The 21,638-nt window shown below is 59.5% G+C and carries 17 protein-coding genes and 1 pseudogene; 12 read left to right on the top strand and 6 right to left on the bottom strand.

The features are described 5' to 3' along the window. Window positions 1-84: 84 nt before the first annotated feature. The 3 genes from phnX to phnW are packed head-to-tail and all read right to left on the bottom strand — an operon-like array spanning window position 85 to window position 3,495. Window positions 85-924 (bottom strand): phosphonoacetaldehyde hydrolase, encoded by an 840-nt coding sequence (gene phnX / locus AB5Y99_RS14625; RefSeq protein WP_368210007.1) that lies wholly within the window; start codon window positions 922-924, stop codon window positions 85-87. After that, a complete protein-coding gene (locus AB5Y99_RS14620) occupies window positions 917-2,356 on the bottom strand; it encodes an aspartate aminotransferase family protein (RefSeq protein ID WP_368210006.1) in 1,440 nt (479 codons plus the stop codon). Before AB5Y99_RS14620 ends, phnX begins: the two co-directional genes overlap by 8 nt. After that, a complete protein-coding gene (gene phnW / locus AB5Y99_RS14615; protein WP_368210004.1) occupies window positions 2,353-3,495 on the bottom strand; it encodes a 2-aminoethylphosphonate--pyruvate transaminase in 1,143 nt (380 codons plus the stop codon). Before phnW ends, AB5Y99_RS14620 begins: the two co-directional genes overlap by 4 nt. A 265-nt stretch (window positions 3,496-3,760) precedes the next feature. Here phnW and phnR point away from each other — a divergent pair, with 265 nt between their 5' ends. From phnR to AB5Y99_RS14580, 7 genes and pseudogenes are all read left to right on the top strand, one after another. Next, complete coding sequence (gene phnR, locus AB5Y99_RS14610) at window positions 3,761-4,468, top strand: phosphonate utilization transcriptional regulator PhnR (RefSeq protein ID WP_185900051.1); 708 nt, start codon at window positions 3,761-3,763, stop codon at window positions 4,466-4,468. Window positions 4,469-4,588: 120 nt separating this feature from the next. Continuing rightward, a complete protein-coding gene (locus AB5Y99_RS14605) occupies window positions 4,589-5,608 on the top strand; it encodes a putative 2-aminoethylphosphonate ABC transporter substrate-binding protein (RefSeq protein ID WP_005352506.1) in 1,020 nt (339 codons plus the stop codon). Window positions 5,609-5,880: 272 nt separating this feature from the next. Further along, window positions 5,881-6,975, top strand: coding sequence for a putative 2-aminoethylphosphonate ABC transporter ATP-binding protein (locus tag AB5Y99_RS14600; RefSeq protein WP_368210002.1), 1,095 nt, complete (start codon window positions 5,881-5,883; stop codon window positions 6,973-6,975). After that, window positions 6,972-8,708, top strand: a complete 1,737-nt coding sequence (locus tag AB5Y99_RS14595; RefSeq protein WP_368210001.1) for a putative 2-aminoethylphosphonate ABC transporter permease subunit — start codon at window positions 6,972-6,974, stop codon at window positions 8,706-8,708. The genes AB5Y99_RS14600 and AB5Y99_RS14595 overlap by 4 nt, the downstream gene beginning before the upstream one ends. 18 nt (window positions 8,709-8,726) lie before the next feature. Further along, entirely contained in the window at window positions 8,727-10,133 is a 1,407-nt protein-coding gene (locus AB5Y99_RS14590) for an FAD-dependent oxidoreductase (protein ID WP_368209999.1), read from the top strand. 328 nt (window positions 10,134-10,461) lie between these two features. Continuing rightward, window positions 10,462-10,677, top strand: a pseudogene (locus AB5Y99_RS14585) (acetate uptake transporter); the annotation flags it as partial. Between the two features lie 772 nt (window positions 10,678-11,449). Further along, window positions 11,450-12,760: a hypothetical protein gene (locus AB5Y99_RS14580; RefSeq protein ID WP_368209998.1), complete on the top strand. Its 1,311-nt coding sequence runs from the start codon at window positions 11,450-11,452 to the stop codon at window positions 12,758-12,760. 94 nt (window positions 12,761-12,854) lie between these two features. On the opposite strand, the gene AB5Y99_RS14575 is transcribed toward AB5Y99_RS14580, so the two are convergent. Next, entirely contained in the window at window positions 12,855-13,640 is a 786-nt protein-coding gene (locus AB5Y99_RS14575; protein ID WP_323892486.1) for a M90 family metallopeptidase, read from the bottom strand. Window positions 13,641-13,716: 76 nt separating this feature from the next. Beyond that, on the bottom strand, window positions 13,717-14,154 hold the full coding sequence (locus AB5Y99_RS14570; protein ID WP_323892468.1) for a GNAT family N-acetyltransferase: 438 nt from the start codon (window positions 14,152-14,154) through the stop codon (window positions 13,717-13,719). A gap of 348 nt (window positions 14,155-14,502) precedes the next feature. Here AB5Y99_RS14570 and AB5Y99_RS14565 point away from each other — a divergent pair, with 348 nt between their 5' ends. Then, entirely contained in the window at window positions 14,503-16,002 is a 1,500-nt protein-coding gene (locus AB5Y99_RS14565; protein WP_159143856.1) for a sodium:alanine symporter family protein, read from the top strand. Window positions 16,003-16,072: 70 nt separating this feature from the next. Here AB5Y99_RS14565 and AB5Y99_RS14560 read toward each other — a convergent pair whose 3' ends face one another. Beyond that, on the bottom strand, window positions 16,073-16,879 hold the full coding sequence (locus AB5Y99_RS14560) for a crotonase/enoyl-CoA hydratase family protein (RefSeq protein ID WP_159143857.1): 807 nt from the start codon (window positions 16,877-16,879) through the stop codon (window positions 16,073-16,075). Window positions 16,880-17,047: 168 nt separating this feature from the next. On the opposite strand from AB5Y99_RS14560, the gene AB5Y99_RS14555 reads away from it, so the two are divergent. The 4 genes from AB5Y99_RS14555 to AB5Y99_RS14540 all read left to right on the top strand — a co-directional run bounded on the left by AB5Y99_RS14555 (window position 17,048) and on the right by AB5Y99_RS14540 (window position 21,545). Beyond that, window positions 17,048-18,835 carry a putative nucleotidyltransferase substrate binding domain-containing protein gene (locus tag AB5Y99_RS14555; protein ID WP_368209996.1) on the top strand — a complete coding sequence of 596 codons (1,788 nt, stop codon included), beginning with the start codon at window positions 17,048-17,050 and terminating at the stop codon, window positions 18,833-18,835. Between the two features lie 2 nt (window positions 18,836-18,837). Beyond that, a complete protein-coding gene (locus AB5Y99_RS14550; RefSeq protein ID WP_368209995.1) occupies window positions 18,838-19,464 on the top strand; it encodes a 3'-5' exonuclease in 627 nt (208 codons plus the stop codon). A gap of 105 nt (window positions 19,465-19,569) precedes the next feature. After that, window positions 19,570-19,881, top strand: a complete 312-nt coding sequence (locus AB5Y99_RS14545; protein WP_005336970.1) for a DUF485 domain-containing protein — start codon at window positions 19,570-19,572, stop codon at window positions 19,879-19,881. Window positions 19,882-19,892: 11 nt separating this feature from the next. Further along, the gene (locus AB5Y99_RS14540) at window positions 19,893-21,545 is read left to right on the top strand and encodes a cation acetate symporter (protein ID WP_368210023.1); all 1,653 of its coding nucleotides are present in this window, start codon (window positions 19,893-19,895) and stop codon (window positions 21,543-21,545) included. The last annotated feature ends 93 nt before the right edge of the window (window positions 21,546-21,638 follow it).

Here is a 21,638-nt window from a genome sequence, read left to right as displayed (position 1 = left end):
CCCCTGTAGATACAACACGCCCCCGGATGGGGGCGTGTTGTATCTAAAGCCAGCCAAGCGCTTTTGTTAGACCAAGCAGATGGCCTACGGCCGCTCGCCAGCGGCCAGACGGCGGTTGATATCCGCGATAACCGGGGTGATGTCGGCCAGGGTATCAATCACATAGTGTGCCCCCGCCGCCCGCAGTTTGGCCTCGGCCGGTGCGCGCCGGGCGGCGATCTCCACCTCGCCCATAGCGGCAAACTCTTCCCAAGTGGCACCAAATTCGTTGCCGGAAACCGACAATCCCACCGTCCACATGCCCGCGTTAAGCCCTTCGCTGATACCCGGCACGGCGTCATCCACCTTGATGCAGCGATGCACGGCGCTCACTCCGAGCTCAATTACGTTGGCCAGCGCCATCCAGGGACCGGGGCGACCACCAGCCTTGAGGTCATCGGTGGCGACCCAGTGATCCGGGCGATAGCCGTGATCGGCCGCAGCAGGTACCAGCGCCTCCATCACCGGACGGGGATAACCGGAGCAGGAGCCGATTTTCATCCCCTGCACCCGCAGAGCATCCAGCACCGGCAGCACACCGGGGATGGGGGCGGCAAAGCGGGTCACCGCGGCAATCTGCAGCGGCATAAAGGTGTGATAAATGTGGTCCACCTCGGCGTGGCTCATGGGGTGGCCAAAGCGGGCCTGCCAGCGCGCATCCACCGAGGGCAGACGGCCCAGCGCGGCGATATGATCCCACTTGCCAAGGCCCATGGGCTGGCGCGCTTCGTCCAGGGTCACAGCAAAGTCATAGGCGCGGGCGAAGGCCTCGACGAAGATGGAGGTGGGGGCGAAGGAGCCGAAATCGACGACGGTGCCAGCCCAGTCGAGGATCAGTGCCTCTACGTCGGTGATCGGATCTACAGCAATCTGCAAGTCAGTCATGGTGGTGTTCCTGTTTCGGTGAAAGTGCGATCTCGCCAAGGGCGCGATCGAGAATGGTGATGGCGCGCACCAGATCGGCGCGGGCGATATTGAGCGGCGGCGAGAGCTGGATAACGTTGCCCTGGGAGACCTTGAAGCTGAGCCCCAGCTCCAGACAGCGGTAGAGCAGCCGCTCGGCGGCCTGGCTATTGCGGGTGCGACTCTGATGATCGACCACCAGATCGAGCGCCCAAAGCATACCGATACCGCGCACCTGCCCGATCAGCGGGTGACGCTTAGCCAACTTGCCGAGCTCAGCCGCCATAAAGCGGCCATCCTCCTGCGCTTTTGCCAGCAATCCCTCTTCACGGATGGTAGCGATGCTCGCGAGGGCCGCCGCGCAGCCGATAGGGCTCTTCTCGTGGGTGTAGTGACCGAGCGAAATAGCTGCCGCCTGATTGAAACGGTCGCGGGTGATGAGCGCCGCAAACGGCACCACCCCGCCCCCCAACCCCTTGCCCAAGCAGATGATGTCGGGCTCGATGCCGAACTCTTCAAAGCTGAACCAGTGGCCGGTGCGCCCCAGGGCATTGGGGATCTCGTCGACAATCAGCAGCACCTTGTGGCGATCGCAGATCTCCCGCACCCGCTGCCAGTAGGCTTTCGAGGGCACCTGCACATCGGTGTTGCGGATAGGTTCGGCGATAAAGGCGCCGATCCCTCCCTCCTTCTCGATGACGTACTCCAGATAATCGGCGTAGTGCAGATCATCCCCCTCCCCGCGATACCAGACGCCGCGATAACGGGTGGGCGGCGGGATGCGCTCCACTCCGGCCATCAGCGGGCCCATACCGGCGCGAAAGCAGGCCTCGCCGCCGACCGAGATGGCATCGAGGGAGGCGCCATGAAAGGCATCCCACAGGGACACAACCTTGCTGTTGCCGGTGATGAAACGGGCGAGCTTCAGGGCAATCCCCACTACCTCGCTGCCGCCGGGGGCGAACAGCACCCGGTTGAGATCGCTGGGAGCCAGTTCGGCCAGGGTGCGGGCGCAGTCGATGGCAACCTGATGGGTGTAGCGGCGGGGGGCAAACGGCAGATCGGCGAGTTGCTGCTGCACCGCGGCCACCACCCTGGGGTGACCGTGGCCCAGCTGATGGACGCTGTTGCCGTGAAAATCGAGGTAACGCTTGCCCGATACGCTGGTCAACCAGCTCCCCTGCGCCCCCTCAATCAGATCCAGACAGGGGGTGGAGAGTGCCTGATGGAGAAAGTAGCGGCTATCCTCCACCAATCCGGCCTGTACATCTTCGCTCTGGCCCGCCCACCAGCTCGCCCGCCCCTCGCCGAGGTTGATATCCCCTTCGCTGTCGGCGCGGCCACTGCCGTGCAGCTTATGGTCATACAAATCGCGGCCACGCAGATCGCAACCCTGAGGCGCCATGCTGGTCATCGCGCATCCCCTTGCCAGTAGCAGGCGCTGGCCATGGCGGCGAGCAGATCCCGCACCCGCTCAGGGGTCACATCGCCGATATTGCCGATACGGAAGCAGTCGGCCTGTGAGACCTTGCCCGGGTAGATGACAAAGCCCTGCGCCTTGAGCCGCTGGTAGAAGTCGGCGAAGCGGTAATCAGGATGGGTCGGAGAGTAGAAGGCGGTGATGATGGGGGATTGCCATTTTTCTGGCAGCAGCGGCGCAAAGCCGAGAGCGGCCATCCCCGCCACCAGCGTGCGCTGATTCTCGCTGTAGCGCTGATGACGGGCTTCAATGCCCCCCTCCTCGTCCAGCTCGCGCAGGGCCTGGGCAAAGGCTAGCACGGTATGGGTGGGCGAAGTAAAGCGCCACTTGCCCCCCTGCTGCTCCATGGTCTGCCACTGGGCATGCAGGTCGAGGGAGACCGAGCGAGCACGACCGGCACAGGCCGCCAGCGCGGCGCGGCGAGCGATGACGAAGCCAAAACCCGGCACCCCCTGAATGCACTTGTTGGCCGAGCTGATGAGAAACTCGATGCCAAGGTGTCCCATGTCGATGGGTATACCGCCAAAGCTGCTCATGGCATCGACGATCAGGCGGATGCCGCGGCGCTGGCAGAGCTCAGCTACCTCATCGAGCGGATTGAGCATGCCGGTGGTGGTCTCGCAGTGCACCATGGCCAGATGGGTGATCTCGGGGTGGCGCGCCAGCATCGCCTCGATGGCGGCGGGCTCCGGGCGGGTTGTCTCGCCGCAGTCGAGCTCGTGGTGACGCAAGCCAAGGCATCGGGCCATCTCCCCCATGCGGGCACCGTAGGCGCCGTTGTTGATGATCAGCAGACACTCATCGACGCCTATCGCCGAGCCCAGCACGCTCTCCACCACATAGCTGCCGCTCCCCTGCAGCAAGACGGCACTGTAGTCACTTTGATATTCAGGGCCGGTGGCGAGGCGCACCAGCTCGCGGCGGATGGGCTCCACAACGCCTTGGTTGTAGTCCGCATCCCAGGTACAGCTGTCTTGCAGCATGGCGGCGCGCACCGTGGCTGTGGTCGAGAGGGGGCCAGGGGTCAGCAGCAGGTAATCGACGGCGGCGGGGGCCGCAGGAATATGGGTCATGATCTCGCTCCTATTGGTATATACCAGAATGAGCGCATTGTGGGTAACTCCCCCGCCAAGGTCAAAGGGGTGGCGCTACGTGCAACAAAAAATTCATTTTCAGCGCCGGGATCGCGATAATCTAGGAAGCCTGAACAACAGGGGCGATGCTGGTATCTACCAATGCATGTTGATGTTGCCCTTTAACGACCGGGCAGGTGTCCTGCCCTGTGCCCAGCCCATTGCCCAACTCATTGCACAACTTATTGCACAATCAGGGATTTTCATGAGCAAACCGCAATATCTGCAGATCAAGGATGCCCTCGCCAACCAGATCCTGGCGGGGGGGCTGGCCCCCAACGACAAGCTCCCCTCCGAGCGGCTGCTGGGGGAACTCTATGGCACCACAAGGGTTACCATCCGCGAGGCACTGGTTCAGCTGGAGGCCAACGGCCTTATCTATCGGGAGGATCGCCGCGGCTGGTTCGTCACCCCGCCACGCTTTCGCTTGAACCCCAGACGCACCTCCAACTTTCACCAGATAGTCCGGGAGCAAGGGGGCGAGCCGCGCACCGAACTACTGGAGAAAAGCCGTCAGGCGGTACCGCCCGCGTTGATGGCGCAGCTGCAGCTCAAGCCGTTTGACAGCCTGTTTCTGCTAAAACGTCTGCGCTACGCCAACGGGCGCGCCATCTGCTACTGCGAGAACCACTGCCTGCCAGAGCGGGTGCCCGGCCTGCTGGCACTGGATCTCAACGGCAGTCTGACCGAGATCTACCAGGCCCATTACGATCTCCACTACGCCCGCATGCAGGTGCGCTTCTTCCCCACCGCCCTGCCGGACGAAGTGGCCAAGACGCTGGGGGCCACTGCCGGTCTGCCCGCCCTGCGCCTCGAGCGACTCAACTTCGATCAGCACGGACGGGTGCTCGACTTCGATCTGGAGTACTGGCGCCACGACAGTCTGGAGATCGAAGTGGATACCCAGGATTAGTCACGGATAAATCAGGAACGGCAAAACGTCACGGGGCTGTCACGGTCACGTCATAATGATCCCCTAGCCTCTCTCTCGACCAATCTGGTTTATACCAAACCAATTTAACTGGAGAAGAGGATGAAACAGGGAACCCATCTGCTGGCCGCCGCCGTGCTGGCTGCCATGACCGCCCCGGCACTGGCCGCGACCGATCTCACCGTCTACACCGCCTTCGAACCGGAGCAGCTCAACGAGCTGAAAACCGCGTTCGAACGCCAGCATCCGGACATCAACATCAAGTGGGTGCGTGACTCCACCGGCGTTGTCACCGCCCGCTTGCTGGCAGAAAAAGCCCAGCCCAAAGCGGATGTGGTATGGGGACTGGCCGCCACCAGCCTGATGCAGCTCGATCAGCAGCAGATGCTCAATGCCTATGCACCGAAAGGGCTGGATAAACTCGACAGCCGCTTTCGCGACAGCAAGGCCGAGCCGCACTGGATCGGTCTGGACGCCTTCTTCAGCGCCATCTGCTTCAACAAGGTAGAGGCGGAAAAACAGGGGATCCCGGCCCCCACCAGCTGGGCCGACCTCACCAAGCCCATCTACAAGGGCAAGGTGATCATGCCCAACCCCAGCTCCTCCGGCACCGGTTACCTGAGCGTTGCTGGCTGGCTGCAGACCATGGGCGAGCAGCAGGGCTGGCAATTTATGAACGGCCTGCACCAGAACATCGACCGTTACACCCACTCGGGCTCAGCCCCCTGCAAGCTGGCCGCCAGCGGTGAAACGGTGATCGGTATCTCCTTCGACTTCCCGGCTACCAGCCTCAAGGCCAAGGGTGCCCCCATCGAGGTGGTGTTCCCGAAAGAGGGGTCGGGCTGGGATATGGAAGCTGCCGCCATCATCAAGGGCACCCCCAAGCTGGAAGCCGCCAAACAGCTGCTCGACTTTGCCGCCACCGAACAGGCCAACGCCCTCTACAACAAGTCGTTCGCCGTGGTCGCCATTCCCGATGTGGCCCAACCGAGAGCGGGCTATCCGGCAGATATCAAAGGCCAGATGATCGACAACGACTTTAGCTGGGCCGCCCGCGAGCGCAACGCCATCCTGGCCCAGTGGAGCGCCAGCTTCGACGGCAAGACCGAAGCCAAACAGTAAGCGTGAAGGGCGGCGGTTTGTTCACGCCAGACACACCGCCGCCAATAAACTGCCAGTCGAAGGCCAACAGCTGTTGGCCTTCGCTTTTTGGTTTTAACTTCCCGAGTTTGTATTGCCTTCTATTAGCGATGCTTAGTCCATTCGCACAGTGCCCAGCCACTTGCTGGCGACCCGATGTCATTTGACTGTCATCAAGCTGTCATCCCCCGATCACCTGACCGTCACACTTCACCCGCAAACTGGTATATACCAAATCAGTAGCGAGTCGAACCATGACCCAGCCCTATCTGGACATTCAACATCTCAACAAGCAGTTCGGTGCTTTTCAGGCCCTCAAGGGGATCTCTCTGACCATTGAGCCGGGGGAGTTTATCTGCTTTCTCGGCCCCTCCGGCTGCGGCAAAACCACCCTGCTCAGAGCCATCGCCGGGCTGGATCTGCCGGACAGCGGCGAGATCTGGCAAGGGGGGCGCAATATCTCCCGCCTGCCGCCCCAGGAGCGCGATTTTGGCATCGTGTTTCAGTCCTATGCCCTCTTCCCCAACTTGACGGTGGCCCAGAACATCGCCTTCGGCCTTGAGAATCAGGGGTTGGCGCGGGATCTCATCAAGGAGCGGGTGGACCACTGGCTGGGGCTGGTGGATCTCACTGCCCAGTCCCACAAATACCCGAGCCAGATCTCCGGCGGCCAGCAGCAGCGGGTGGCGCTGGCCCGGGCGCTCGCCCTCTCCCCCGGCCTGCTGTTGCTGGACGAACCGCTCAGCGCGCTGGATGCGCTGGTGCGCACCCACCTTCGCAGCGAGATCCGCGCCCTGCAGCAGCGCCTTGGCATCACCACCATCATGGTGACCCACGATCAGGAAGAGGCGCTGACCATGGCCGATCGCATCGTAGTGATGGAGGGCGGCCGCATCGTACAGGTGGGCACCCCGCAGGAGATCTACCACCAGCCTGCCAGCCGTTTCGTGGCAAGCTTTGTCGGTACCATGAACTTCCTCGACACCCTGGTGCTGAGCCCCACTCAGGTGCGCCTCAACGAACAACCGCTGCAACTCGCCAACCAGGCCGCGGCCGGCAGCAAATTGCAGGTGGCGATCCGCCCCGAGGCAATCACCCTGAGTGCGCCGAGCGAGCCGTATCTTGGCCAACATGGCGTTGAAGCAACCATCGATCAGGTGGAGTTTCTCGGCGCCGCCCAGTGCCTTATCTGCACCGCCGACACCTATCTGGGCCCACAGCAAATTCTGGTGGAGCGCCCGACCCATGAGCTGCCCCGCAACGAACAGGGTGGCTGGCGCAGCGGCATGCGCTGCTCGCTGCACTGGCCCGCCGGGGCGATGCAGCTGTTTGAAGGAGAGCGCCCATGACAGCCCCCTTCGCGACCTCCTCCCTGCTGCCACCAGTGACAGCCCGCCAAGACTCTCGCTGGCAGCGGCTCTGTCGCGGCTGGAGCCGGGATCAGCTGCTGCAACTGATCCTGCTGGTGCTCGGCATCGCCCTGCTCACCGGCGGCTTGCTGCTGCCGCTGCTCACCATGTTGCAAAAGAGCCTGCAGGATGAGAACGGCCTCTGGGTGGGCCTTGCCAACTTCAACGCCTACTTCGGCTCCCCTCATCTGGGGCGCACCATCGGCAACACCCTCTGGCTCGGGGTGCTAATCACCGCGCTGGTGGTGACCATCGCCTTTGGCTACGCCTACGCCCTCACCCGCACCTGTATGCCGGGCAAGCCCCTGTTTCGCCTCATCGGTTTGATCCCGCTGTTGATGCCCTCCCTGTTGCCCGCCATCAGTCTGGTCTACTGGTTTGGCAATCAGGGGATCGCCAAGGGGCTGCTCGGCGGCGAGAGCATCTACGGCCCCATCGGCATCGTCATTGGTCTGGGCTTCTGGTGCTTCCCCCACGCCCTGATGATCCTTATCACGGCACTGGGTCAGAGCGATGCCCGCCTCTATGAAGCCTCCCGAGTGCTGGGCAGCAGCGGCTGGCGCACCTTTGTCACCGTCACCCTGCCTACCGCCCGTTATGGCCTGCTCAGCGCCGCCATCGCTGTCTTCACCCTCACCATCTGCGACTTCGGGGTGGCCAAGGTGATTGGCGGCCAATACAGCGTGCTGGCCACCGACATCTATCGACAGGTGATCGGGATGCAGAACTTCTCGCTGGGCGCCGTTGCCAGCGTCACCCTGCTGCTGCCGGCGCTCTTGAGCTTTGCCCTGGAGCACAGAGTGCGCAGCAAGATGCAGGAGCAGAGCAGCACCAAGGCGGTGCCCTATCAACCCAAACCCCATCGGCTGCGGGATCTGCTGGCACTCGGTTGGTGCACGCTCTGGGCCCTGCTGTTTCTGGCACTGGTGGGGATGGCGGTTTACGGCTCGCTGGTACAGTTCTGGCCCTACAACCTCGCTCTGACGCTGGATCACTATGCCTTTGACAGCAACAGCGTCTATGGCTGGCAGCCCTTTACCAACACCTTGCAGCTGGCCCTCTATACCGCGCTGATCGGCACCGTGCTGGTGATGGTGCTGGCCTGGGCGCAGGAGAAGGGACGCCACTTCGCGCCGCTGCGCCAGCTGCTGCATCTGCTCGCCATGCTGTCGCTGGCGGTACCCGGCATGGTGCTGGGTCTCGGCTATATCTTCTTTTTCAACGGCAATCCGCTCTTTGGCAGCCTCTACGGCACCCTGCCATTAATGGTGCTCTCCTGCGTCATCCACTACTACACCGTGGGTCATATGACGGCGCTGACCAGCCTCAAGCAATTGCCCAAGGAGCTGGAGCTGGTGGCCATTTCTCTGCGCATTCCGCTCTGGAAGGCGTTCTGGCGAGTCACCCTGCCCGCCTCCCTGCCAGCGCTCTTGGAGATCTTTATCTATCTGTTCGTCAACGCCATGACCACCACCTCGGCGGTGATCTTCCTCTATTCGAGCGACAGCGTGCTCGCCTCCATCGCCGTGCTCAATATGGAGGATTCCGGCGATACCGCCGCGGCCGCCGCCATGGCCACCCTGATCCTGCTGGCCGCCGCTACCGTCAAGCTGCTCCAGCTCTTTTTGAGCCGCGCCCTGCTGGATCGCACCCAGCGCTGGCGCCACCCATAACCTTATCGAGGAGCCATCATGTCCACTCTTCCCTTCTGGCTGGCCGAAGCGCTCGCCGCCGAACAACCCGCGCCGCCTACGCCCCTAGTCGGCAACCACGAGGCCGATGTCTGCATCGTCGGTGGCGGCTTTACCGGGCTGTGGAGCGCCATCGCCCTTAAACAGGCCGAGCCCCACCTGCACGTCATAGTGCTGGAAAAAGATCGCTGCGGCAGCGGTGCCTCCGGGCGCAACGGCGGCTGCCTGCTCACCTGGTCGGCCAAATACCTGACCTTAAAGCGCCTGTTTGGCGAAGAGCAGGCCGCCTGGCTGGTACAAAGATCCGAGCAGGCGGTACACGAGATCGCCCACTTCTGCGAAACGCACAACATAGAAGCACAGCTGAGGGTCGAGGGCACCTGCTACACCGCCACCAGCGAGGCCCAGCGCGGCCTGATGGAGCCGGTATTGCAGGAACTCAAACGCGCAGACCTTAACCAGTGGCAAGTGATTGAAGAGGATAAACTGGCGAGCCAGAGCGGCTCCCACGTTCATCTGGAGGGGCTCTACAGCCCCCACGCCGGTTCGGTACAACCGGCACTGTTGGTGCGTGGCCTGCTGCGGGTGGCGCGGGAGCTGGGGGTCGAGGTCTATGAGCACTCCCCCATGCAGCGCCTTGAGGCGGGTCAGCCTGTGCGGGTGCAAACACCGCAGGGTGAGGTGCGTGCCAGCAAGGTGGTGCTGGCACTCAACAGCGCCATGGTGCAGCACTTTCGCGAGTTTCGCCGCAGTATCGTGCTGGTCTCCTCCGATATGGTGATCACCGACCCCGCGCCGGATGCCCTTGCCGCCCAGCAGCTTGAGCACGGCCGCTCCGTGGTGGATGGCCGCACCTTCGTCCACTACTACCGCTCCACCCCGCAAGGGCGGCTGATGCTGGGCAAGGGGGGCAACACCTTCGCCTTTGCCAACCGCCATCTGGCCGAGTTCGATGCGCCGAGCCGTTATCTTGCCCCCCTCACCCGCACCCTGCGCCGCTTCTTTCCGGCGCTCAAAGAGGTGCCCATCGCTGCCAGCTGGTGCGGCGCCTCCGACCGCTCGGTAGATGGCCTCCCCTTCTTCGGCCACTGGCGAGGGCAGCCCAATATCGTCTATGGCCTCGGCTACTCCGGCAACGGGGTGGCGCAGAGCTGGATCGGCGGCCAGATCCTGGCAGCCTTGGTGCGCGATGAAGTGCGGGAAGCGGATAAGCCGTGGCGCGACTGCGCGCTGGTCAGCGGCCCGCGCGGCTATTTTCCGCCCGAGCCATTTCGCTGGCTGGGCGCTATGGCGGTGCGCAATGCCATTCGGCGCAAAGAGCGGGCGGAAGATGAGAACCGTCCGGTGGCCTGGTATGACAAACAGCTTGCCACACTTGCCGATGCAGCGGGCAAGGCGGATAAATAGCCCGGCGATAACGGGCAACCATTTATCATACTGTTTCGCCCCACACCCTATTTCTTGAAACTGCCGACCCTAGGGTCGGCATTTTTACAGGTGACATCTGAGGGAGCATTATCACCAAGCGTGATCAGCTGATGGTCCCAGCGGCGGCAGGATTGAGATAACGTGATTTGTAGGTTGGCGCTGAGCGTAGCTAAGCCCAACAGGCGAGCATGATTACGTCAACCAGAGCGGGATAAACGAGGATGTGGCCGAGCAGTAAACAGATTGACAAGCATATTTCACGGTAAACGTTGGGCTTCACTTCGTTCAGCACCAACCTACCCTTTTTAGCCCAACATACGAGATGTTCTTCCTGCTGGCCGCCCGTGACTTCACCGGCAGCACCCTGATCGGCACCATCGCCGGTTTCGAAGGCATCATCTGTGGCGCCAGCGCCATCTACCTGGCCATGGCCACCGTGATCAATGAGCAGTTCGGCCGCACCGTGATGCCGATCGGCGATCACAAGAAAGCCGCCGCCGTACAGCTGAAAGCCGCTACCTGATAGGCAAGCCACTCAGATTGTGAAAAAGGCACCCTCGGGTGCCTTTTTGCTATTTCGAAAAGCTGATTGTCCTGCGCACGCTTTTTTCCTTTACTACCTCACAGTCGAATATGCCAAGCCTTGGATATTGCCGCATCCCCTCGTTATCCCCTCCCCCTTATTGACCTCTTTTAGCCGCTTCAGAACAGCTATATCAGCGCATTAACCGCAGCTCAGGGAACCAGTGATCCGGCTTGTAGGCCTTTGTGTACTTTGCTGCAGGCAAGATCGCGTTGACCGTCGCAAAGCGGCAGAGACGCCTGTAGCGGGCAAGGTGGAGGGGTTAAGCGAGCGCAGCGGAGCACCTAGCAAGTTGCCCTCAAGCAGCGCCAGCTGCGCTCCTTGTAGCTCTGGCAATAACTGTACTGAGCCAACTTCAGAGGGGATAAGGTGATGGCAAAGTAATGGGATTATTCCATTCTATCTCTTTGCGTTACCTCAAACCTTGCCCAGCTACACCATGTGATGCCTACCACCTCATTTACCATATGAACTAGTGCACACAGACAAAACGTAGCTGAGCAAACAATCTATCTCTCTGCCGATTTACATGTTGAGCTGGAGATTGTCCAGATTGAGACAATAAAGTAGATACATCTAGACAGAACCAAGCAGCTAGTAATATCATTATTACTTACAGTTTCTTCGTGAATAAATACATAGCATGAGTTTATTTAATTATTGCATAAAATCTTATCCCATGTAACCACATGTATATTTAGGACTTAATAACATGTCTCAACTAGCTGAAGTTTTTGGTGTTAGCCCTGACCAAGTTCTTTCTTATGTAGAGAGAAGCAACATTGATGTGAAATTCCGAAGATCTTTGGAGACAGGGAATCACATCGTGGTGTATGGGGCTTCAAAACAAGGTAAAACAGCTCTGGTTTCTAGATATTTACCTTATGACGAAAATGTTGTCGTTAGACTGACGCCAAACACTAATATTTCAGATGTATATGCAAGTATTTTGAGACAACTCGGGGTAGAGATTGAAATTAGCAGTGAAAGTGAAGAGTCATCATCATCATCTGCAACAGTCGGAATAAAGGCCAAAGCCAAAATTTTATTTTTTGGTGAAGGTGAAGCAAATGCATCTGGAAAGGTAGAGGCAGCAGACAAGCTTAAAAAAACATATAAAACGATTCCTTTTAATTTGGCTGTTGCTCAAGATATCACGGAACTTCTCCATGCAATAAATTTTGACAAGAAGATTATCTTAGAAAACTTTCATTATCTTGATGAAGAAAAACAAAGAGAGCTTGCATTTGATTTGAGAACATTCCAAGAAACTAGAATTGTCTTTGTTATTCTTGGTGTTTGGAGAAAAAAAGATAGGCTGCGAAATTTTTGCACTGACCTGACAGATAGGGTTGATGATATTCCTGTAGAACCTTGGGAGGAGGCAGACTTTAGAGAAGTAATAGAGAAAGGCTCAAAAGAACTCAATATTGTTTTTTGCGAAAAAATTATTTCAAAATTAATATCTAACTCATTCGGCAGCATTGGTGTCCTTCAAGAGTTGCTGAGAGAATGTTGTACGGCGGCTGATATCACCGAAACTCACGTCGGAGCGAGCTTTCATATTTCTGATGACTTATATGCCGATATTGCTTTATCAAAGAAATGTGATGACTATCGCGAAAACCATCAGCAAGACCTTGAGCTTCTTGCATCTGGAAACATCACTCATAGTAAAGAAAAGGAAAAGGTCCCCCTTCATCTTCCCTATTATCTTGTCAGGGTTATAGCACAAAAAGGCTATGAAGGAATCATTGGGGGTCTTTCTCGTTCAGATATTACTGATTCAATAAAGATGATGCATCATCGACCTGAGGATGTGCGACCTAGTGATATGAGCAATCTTCTGCATAATTTATCCAGTCTTCAGTTTAAGAAAAAGATAAACCCACCTCTAATCGACTATGACAAAGGCAAGAGATTGCTTTATGCTATTGATTCGACATTTTTCTATTTCCTTAAAAATAGTAATCTTGCTCAATTCGAAGAGGAGCTTCCCTCCCCAATGAGCAGAGATGTATAAATTATCTTAACAGCAATACCATAGGCCCAGTGCCAACCAGCTCTGGGCCTATGGCGAAAAATCAAACCGATACTAATGGTGCTTTTTCACTATTTTACAGTGGGGGATTTGTATTAATGGCACGGGATCCTGCAACACCCTCCCCCGCCAGCAAGCGGGTCGCGGGGAAACGCAGGGCGGGATCCTGGCTAAAGAACTGGCTCAGTTGCCGGTATACCGCGGGATAGACCTGCTGCAGCCGCAGCGGATCGGTAAAGAAGATCTCGCAGCTGACGGCAAAAAATTCGGCAGGATGTTCGGCCGCATAGGGATCGATGGCGGTTACCTCATCCCGATCAAGCTGCTGGCAGAGCGCATCGAAGGCGGTTTGAAAGACCTGTTGCCACAGCTGGCTGCTCATCTGCCCCGGCAACGGCGGCGCACCGTCCGCCTCACCGCCCAGCATATCGAGCTTGTGGGCCAGCTCGTGGATCACCAGATTAAAGCCGTCCCAGTCGCCATCTTGCTGCAGCTCGCTCCAGGCCAGCACCAGCGGCCCTTGCGGCCAGGATTCGCCGGCGTTCTCCTCTTCAAACTCGCTCACCAGCCCGAACTCATCCTGCACCTCCTGGCGCCGGGTCACTGGTTCGGGAATGATGATGATTTCGTGAAAGCCGCGATACCAGTCAAGGCCAAGGTGCAAGATGGGCAACGCCGCCTGCAGCGCCAGCACCTCCTGTTGACGGGGGCGGAGATCTACCCCGATCAGGGTCAGGGTCTTGCGCTTGAGCAGCTGTTGCCCCAAGCCAATGAGCGTCGTCTGCTCGGTGTCGCTGAGCCCTTGCAAGATGGGCACAGCCGCCAGCGCCTGACGCCACAGTGCCAACTCATCTTCACTCATGGACGTTTGCGGGCGACCACCCAGCCATTTGAACCATCCCAGCACGCCTACTCCTTCTTTTGATGCAAACAACAGGTCACAACAGTTTGACGAACCGTTTCGGCCGCTCATGATAATCCTGCGCCAGATAGAAACGGTGGGCTGCCTCGCGCTTGAGGCTGCTGGATAGCTCCAGCTGGGCGCAACCTGCGGCCCGCGCCATCGCTTCTGCTTCCTTGAGCAAGGCTGCGCCCACTCCCGCCCCTCTTGCCCCTTCATCGACAACCAGCGCCGAGATCAGGCCCCAAGCTGGTGCAACATGCAGCGGTGCCAGCTTGTGCCACACCAGCACGCCGACTACCTTGTCGGCCAGGGATGCGAGCAGCACAACGCTCGCGGGATCCGGCGCCAACAGGCGCGCCGTGACGTCAGCGCCTTCGGCAGGATACCCCAATTGGCTGAACAGGTGGGCGATGGCGCTCCCGTCGTCGGCCTCAGGGGGACGGATCGTCAACGTCTCAGGGTCATTTTTCATTGTTGGCCTCATGTTTGCTTTCCATTGTGTTACGCCCGTCACATTGTCCGGCGCAGATCAACAAGGAGGATCTCATCTTTACTCATAGAAAACGCTGCCTGCCATTATCCCCCCACCCTTGTCAATTCACAAATTTGCAACAAGGCAACATTTTTCGCTGGGAAGCACCGATACAACTCGATATGTTACAAGCCATGCATGGCGCGTGTTTGCGCTCTGCTTAACCCCTCAACCCCGCGCTCATTTGTTAACTGGATTGTTAACAAACAGGGCCAAAAACAGTGACAGAGAGCGAGGCCAAGATCTCGCCAAGACAGCGCCACAAACACAACAAAGGAGTTGTTGTACATGAATGAAATCGTCAATGCCATCAATGGTGTAATCTGGAGCCCTGCGCTCATCTACCTGTGTCTGGGGGTCGGTCTTTACTTCTCCCTGCGTACCCGTTTTTTGCAACTGCGTCATATCAAAGAGATGGTGCGCCTGATGTTTGATGGCAAGAGCACCGATGCCGGTGTCTCCTCCTTCCAGGCGCTGGCCATGACCCTGGCCGGTCGCGTGGGTACCGGTAACATCGCAGGTGTGGCCACCGCCATCACCTTCGGTGGCCCGGGCGCCCTGTTCTGGATGTGGATGGTCGCCTTCCTCGGAGCCAGCTCCGCCTTCGTGGAGTCCACCCTGGGTCAGGTTTACAAAGAGAAGATCAACGGTGAATACCGCGGCGGCCCGGCCTTCTACATCGAGAAAGGGCTTGGCATGAAGTGGTACGCCTGGACCTTCGCCATCGCTACCGTCTTCGCCTGCGGCGTGCTGCTGCCTGGCGTGCAGGCCAACTCCATCGGTTCAAGCCTGCAGACCGCCTTTAATATCGATCCGAACGTCACTGCCGCCGGTCTGGCGCTGCTGCTCGGCTTTATTATCTTCGGCGGCGTCAAGCGTATCGCCAGCTTCGCCAGTACCGTAGTGCCCTTTATGGCGCTGGGCTACATCATCGTGGCTTGCGTCATCATCGCCCTCAATATCGGCCAGCTGCCGGGCGTGATCCTGCTGATCTGGAAAAGCGCCTTCGGTCTGGATGCCGGTTTCGGTGCCATTCTGGGTCTGGCCATCATGTGGGGGGTAAAACGCGGGGTCTACTCCAACGAAGCGGGTCAGGGTACCGGGCCGCACGCCTCCTCTGCTGCGGCAGTGAGTCACCCGGCCAAACAGGGTCTGGTGCAGGCGTTCTCCGTCTATATCGACACCCTGTTCGTCTGCTCCGCCACCGGCTTTATGCTGCTGATCACCGGTCTCTATAACGTACAAGGGCCGGACGGCGCCGCCATCTACACGGGTATTGCCGGTATTGCAGCAGGCCCGGGCTATGTGCAGACCGCCATGGAGAGCATGATGCCGGGCTTTGGCAGCATTTTCGTGGCCATCGCGCTGTTCTTCTTCGCGTTCACCACTATCGTTGCCTACTACTACATCGCCGAAACCAACATCGCCTACATCAACCGCAAGATTAATCGCCCCTGGCTCACCTTCTTGCTGAAGATTGCGCTGATGGCTGCCACCGTCTACGGCACCGTCAAGACTGCAGATCTGGCGTGGGGCATGGGTGATATCGGAGTCGGCCTGATGGCATGGCTCAACATCATCGCCATTCTGCTGCTGCAAAAGACCGCCTTCACCTGTCTGAAGGATTATGAAGCGCAGCAGGCACAAGGTATTGACCCCGTATTCCACCCTGAGAAGCTCGGCATCAAGAACGCCGATTACTGGGTGGGCAAACGCTCCGAAGAGAACCTGGAACTGGAGAAATCAGGCCATCAGTTCGAGCCGGATCAGGATCGCAAGCTCTCCTGAACCAGAACGACATAAGACATCAATAGAAATGGCAGCCTCGGCTGCCATTTCTTTTTCCTGTCACCTCATCTCAGAGCGGATTGCGGCGCGGCCCGAAGGGCAGACGCCAGCGAAACAGGCTGTTAAGGGTGGCCCGCCACTGATTGGGTCGCCCCAGGATCTGCTTTTGCAGCCGGGTCTCCTCTTTGAGCATCGCCTCGTCACTACGAGCCCAGGCCTGGCTGTAGAGCTGCTTGATCCCCGCCAGGGCATCGGGCGACTTGGTGATCAGGGTGCGGGCAAACTCCCGCGCCTCCACCAGCGGATCGGCGCAGACCCGGCTCACCATCCCGAGAGCTTTGGCCTCGACGGCATCCAGCTCACGCCCACTCATGGCCAGCTCCATGGCGGTATCCAGCCCCATCAGGTTGCGCATGGTGACGCTGCCGCTCATGTCGGGAATGATGCCCCACTTGATCTCCATCACCGAGAAGCGGCAATCGGGGGTGCTGAAGCGAAAATCGGCGCCGAGCGCAATCTGCAAGCCACCGCCAAAACAGACTCCCTGGGTCACCGCAATCACCGGCACCGGCAGCTGGTGCCAACCATAGGCAACCCGCTGGGCCAGATTGGTCGCCTCGTCCGCTTCACGCTTGAGAATATCGAGCGCCGCCACCGGCTGTCTCAGCATGGATTTCACATCCAGCCCGGCGCAGAAGGCCCGCCCCTCGCCGTGCAGGATCACCGCCCGCAGCCCCTTGTGCCGGGCGAGTTTCGTCAGCGTCTCATCGATGGCGCTGAACATGGCGCGGTCCAGCGCATTGAGTTTATCCCCCCGCGTCAGCATCACGTCGGCAATCCCGTCATGGATCTCGCACTTGACCCTTGGTTTTTCCATCTCCCTTGTCCTCTCCTTGATCCCTGAAACTGACTCACTGGTCATACCACCACGTTATCAGAGTGTGAACAGGCGGTACAGCTGAGACTAAAGTCGGCTGGTCGCCTCCCCCTCCCTTTGTCACACTGGGAGCTGCATGAGTGCCGCAAGCCAGCAGAGGACGCTGTCATGTCAACCCTGTTCAATTTTGCCAGACCACCGTTCGACCGACTGGGCGAGGAGGCGCGCGAGCGGCTCTCCCGTCACCTCTCGCTCTGCTATTTTCGGGCCGGGGATCTGCTGCTCAAGGAGGGGGACGAGCCTCCCGGCCTCTATCTCATCATCAAGGGGGCGGTGGAAGAGTCTGCCCCTCACCACCAGTTTGGTGATTACGGGGTCGATGACCTGTTCGATGTGCGCGCCCAGTTTGACGGCCGCTGCCGCCACCGCTTCACCGCGCTGGAAGATAGCCTCTGCCAGCTCATCCCTCGCCACACCTTTCTGGCGCTCTGTGAGCAGGATCCGCAGTTTGCCAGCTACTTCACCGCCAATCTGGCCGAGCGTCAGCGCCAGCAAGAGCAGCGCGAACAACTGGGTCAGAAGAATCTGGCGGAGTTTATCCTGACCCGCATCGAACCCGGCCACCTGCAGGCACCGCTTATCGTCGACAGCAAGCTGTCACTGCTGGCGGCGACCGAAGCTATGGTGAGCAAGGGGACCGATTGCCTGCTCTACCCCGCCCACGATGGCTCCCTCACGCTGGCAACCCGCAAGACCTTGCTCCATGCCCTGACCCTCAAGGGATTGCCGCTGACGGCCCCCCTCTCGGTGCTGACCCCTACTCCTCTGATTGGTCTGCCGCTGGAGAGCTATCTGTTTGATGCCCTGCTGCTGATGACCCGCCATCGTATCAAGCGACTGGTGGTATGGCGTGGCAACGAGGTGGCGGGCATCTTGCAACTGACTCAGGTGCTGGGGCTCTTCTCTACCCACTCCCACGTGTTGACGTTGCGTATCGCCCGCGCCGACAGCCTGCCGGCACTGGAGGCGGTGGCCCGCGAACAGCAGCAATTGACCCGCTCGCTGTTTGCCCAAGGGATCCACACCGCCTTTTTGATGAAGCTGATCGCCACCATCAACGAACAGCTGATCGCCAAAGCCTTTGCGCTGGTGATCCCCCCCGAGGTGCAGGATAGAGTCTGCCTGTTGATGCTGGGCTCGGAGGGGCGCGGCGAGCAGATCCTCAAAACCGATCAGGACAACGCCCTGCTCCTGCCAGAGGGGCTGGCATGGCCCACCCAGGCAGCCGATCTCGCCGAATTCAGCGCCCTGCTGGAGCGGCTCGGCTACCCGCTGTGCCCCGGGCAGGTGATGGTGAACAATCCGGCCTGGGTGAAAACGGGCAGCGAGTGGCAAAGCGCCATTGCCAGTGCCTGCACCACGGCAAAAGAGGATGAGCTGCTGTGGCTCGCCACCCTGGCCGATGCTCACCCAATCGCGGGGGATCGACAGCTCCATCTGCCTGTTGCCAGAGCGCTGCGCGAGCAGTTGACCGACAGACGGGATCTACTGGCGGAGATGGTGCGACCGGCGGTGGCCTTCCATGCCCCCCTCACCCTGTTTGGCCGGCTGGAACAGCCACCGGAAGGGCTGGATCTGAAGCGGGGCGGCCTGTTCCCGCTGGTGCACGGTATCCGCATGTTGGCCCTTGAGGCAGGCATTCTGGAGACTTCAACCCTGGGGCGTATCGACGCACTGGTGGCCACCGATCGGCTCAGTGCCGACTATGGCAGCAATCTGGCAGAGGCGTTCCGGCTCTTTATCCGGCTGAGGCTGCGCAGCCAGCTAAAGGGAGGCAATAGTCGGGTGCAGACAAGCGAGCTCAGCCACAGCGAGCGGGATCTGCTGCGCCAGGCGCTGCATCAGGTGAAGAAGTTCCAGCAGTGGCTCACCTTGCACTTTCGTCTGAGACAATAGCCATGTTGAGCCGCGTTCGACGCTACTGGTATGGCCGCGCGTTCCGAACGGGCGAGTTCGCGCCGCTCTTTGCCACCCCACCGGAAGATGAACGGATCGCCCTCGATTTCGAGACCACCAGTCTCGATCCCGAGCAGGCCGAGATCGTCTCCATCGGGGCGGTGCCCATTCAGGGTAACCGGCTGCTGACCGGCGAGGCCCTCGCCATCAAGGTACAGCCACCGGCCAGCCTGACCAGCCAATCTGTGGTGATCCACGGTCTGCGCCATCAGGATCTGCAACAGGGAATGGAGCTGGAAGCAGCGCTGCGCTTACTTTTGGCCTTTATCGGCCCGCGCGAACTGGTGGGCTATCACATCGCCTACGATCTGCGTATTCTCAATCTCGCCTGCCAGAAATTGTGGGGATTGACCCTGCCCCAGCGAGGGATCGAGGTGAGCCAGCTTTATCACGACCACCTCTATCGCCGCTATCCCGATGCGGCTATTGACCTCCATTTGAGTGCCATCTGCAGCCACCTTGAACTGCCATCCCTGCCAGCCCACGATGCCCTTGCCGATGCCACCACGGCCGCGCTCATCTACCTGCGCCTGACCTGCGGCTCGCCACTGGCTTATCCCAAAGTCTAATTGTCGATAAATAACATTTAATTCACATTTTGCTTACATGAGCAGATTGCCTGCTCGTCGGGGTTACCCCATCCACCGCTGACACTCATGTCATGGAGAACTGCAATGGAACAGCAAAGCTATCTGAGGATCCAGCAAGATCCCAACTTCCAGGAGTTGGTCGCCAAGCGCCAGCGTTTTGCCTGGGCCCTCTCGGCTCTGATGCTGGGACTCTACCTGGCGTTTATTCTGCTCATCGCCTTTGCCCCCGGTTGGCTCGGCACCCCGCTCAGCGACAGCACCACCGTCACCCGTGGCATTCCGGTCGGGGTAGGACTGATCCTCTCCTCCTTCGTGTTGACCGGCATCTATGTGTTTCGGGCCAACGGCGAGTTTGACGAGCTGAATCAGAAGATCCTCAAGGGAGTGCAGTCATGAGCGCAAAAAGCATGAAAGGCAAGTGGCTGCTGTTGGCCTCACTGGCCTCCTCCCCCCTGCTGGCAGCGGATGCGCTGACCGGCGAGGTACAACGCCAACCCCTCAATGTGTCGGCCATCGTGATGTTCGTGATCTTTGTAGCCGCCACCTTGTTCATCACCTACTGGGCCTCCAAGCGCAACCGCTCGGCTTCCGACTACTATGCCGCCGGTGGCCGTATCACCGGCTTCCAGAACGGTCTGGCCATCGCCGGTGACTATATGTCCGCCGCCTCCTTCCTCGGGATCTCCGCGCTGGTCTACACCTCCGGCTACGATGGCCTGATTTACTCCATCGGTTTTCTGGTGGGCTGGCCCATCATTCTGTTCCTGATCGCCGAGCGGCTGCGCAACCTTGGCAAATATACCTTTGCCGATGTTGCCTCCTACCGTCTCAAGCAAACTGAGGTGCGTACCCTCTCCGCCTGTGGTTCGCTGGTGGTGGTCGCCCTCTACCTGATCGCCCAGATGGTCGGTGCCGGCAAGCTGATCGAGCTGCTGTTTGGCCTGCAATACCATGTGGCCGTGGTGCTGGTCGGTATCCTGATGGTGCTCTACGTGCTGTTTGGCGGCATGCTGGCCACCACCTGGGTGCAGATCATCAAGGCAGTGATGCTGCTCTCCGGTGCCAGCTTCATGGCCATCATGGTCATGAAATCGGTCAACTTCGATATCGGTGCCCTGTTTAGCGAAGCGGTCAAGGTGCACGAGAAAGGGATCGCCATCATGAGCCCGGGTGGCCTGGTTGCTGACCCCATCTCCGCCATCTCGCTCGGTCTGGCATTGATGTTCGGTACCGCCGGTCTGCCCCATATCCTGATGCGTTTCTTCACTGTGAGCGATGCCAAAGAGGCGCGTAAATCGGTGTTCTACGCCACCGGCTTTATCGGCTACTTCTACATCCTCACCTTCATCATCGGCTTTGGCGCCATCTTGCTGGTGAGCACCAACCCGGCCTTCAAGGACGCCACCGGCGCCCTGCTGGGCGGCACCAACATGGCGGCCGTCCATCTGGCCAATGCGGTCGGTGGCAGTCTGTTCCTCGGCTTCATCTCCGCCGTGGCATTTGCCACCATTCTGGCGGTAGTTGCCGGATTGACCCTGGCCGGTGCCTCTGCGGTCTCCCATGACCTCTATGCCAGCGTGTTGAAGAAGGGCAGGGCCAACGAGACCGATGAACTACGTGTCTCCAAAATGACGACTCTGGTGCTGGGTGTGGTTGCCATTGGTCTGGGGATCCTGTTCGAGAAGCAGAACATCGCCTTCATGGTGGGTCTGGCCTTCTCCATCGCCGCCAGCTGCAACTTCCCGGTACTGTTCCTCTCCATGTTCTGGTCACGCCTGACAACCCGTGGCGCCGTCTACGGTGGCTGGCTGGGACTGGTGAGCGCCGTGACCCTGATGATCCTGGGCCCGACCGTGTGGGTGAAAGTGCTGGGCCATGCCCAGGCTATCTTCCCCTACGAATACCCTGCCCTCTTCTCCATGGGGTTGGCCTTCGTCGGGATCTGGTTCTTCTCCATCACCGACAGCTCCCAGAACGCCGCCGACGAACACGCCAAGTTCATGCCGCAGTTCGTTCGCTCCCAGACCGGGCTGGGTGCCTCTGGCGCCACCTCCCACTAACAGATCAAGTTCATCCTTCCAAGCCGGCTTCGCGCCGGCTTTTTTTATTGCCCATCAATCGGCTGCACGCCCCGCTTGCCCCGATCAAGATCA

Origin of the sequence: Aeromonas sp. R4-2 (assembly GCF_040908295.1) — a bacterium.
Taxonomy (GTDB): Bacteria; Pseudomonadota; Gammaproteobacteria; order Enterobacterales; family Aeromonadaceae; genus Aeromonas; species Aeromonas veronii.
Note: the sequence above shows the minus strand (reverse complement) of the source record. Positions and strands in the feature narration are given on the sequence as shown.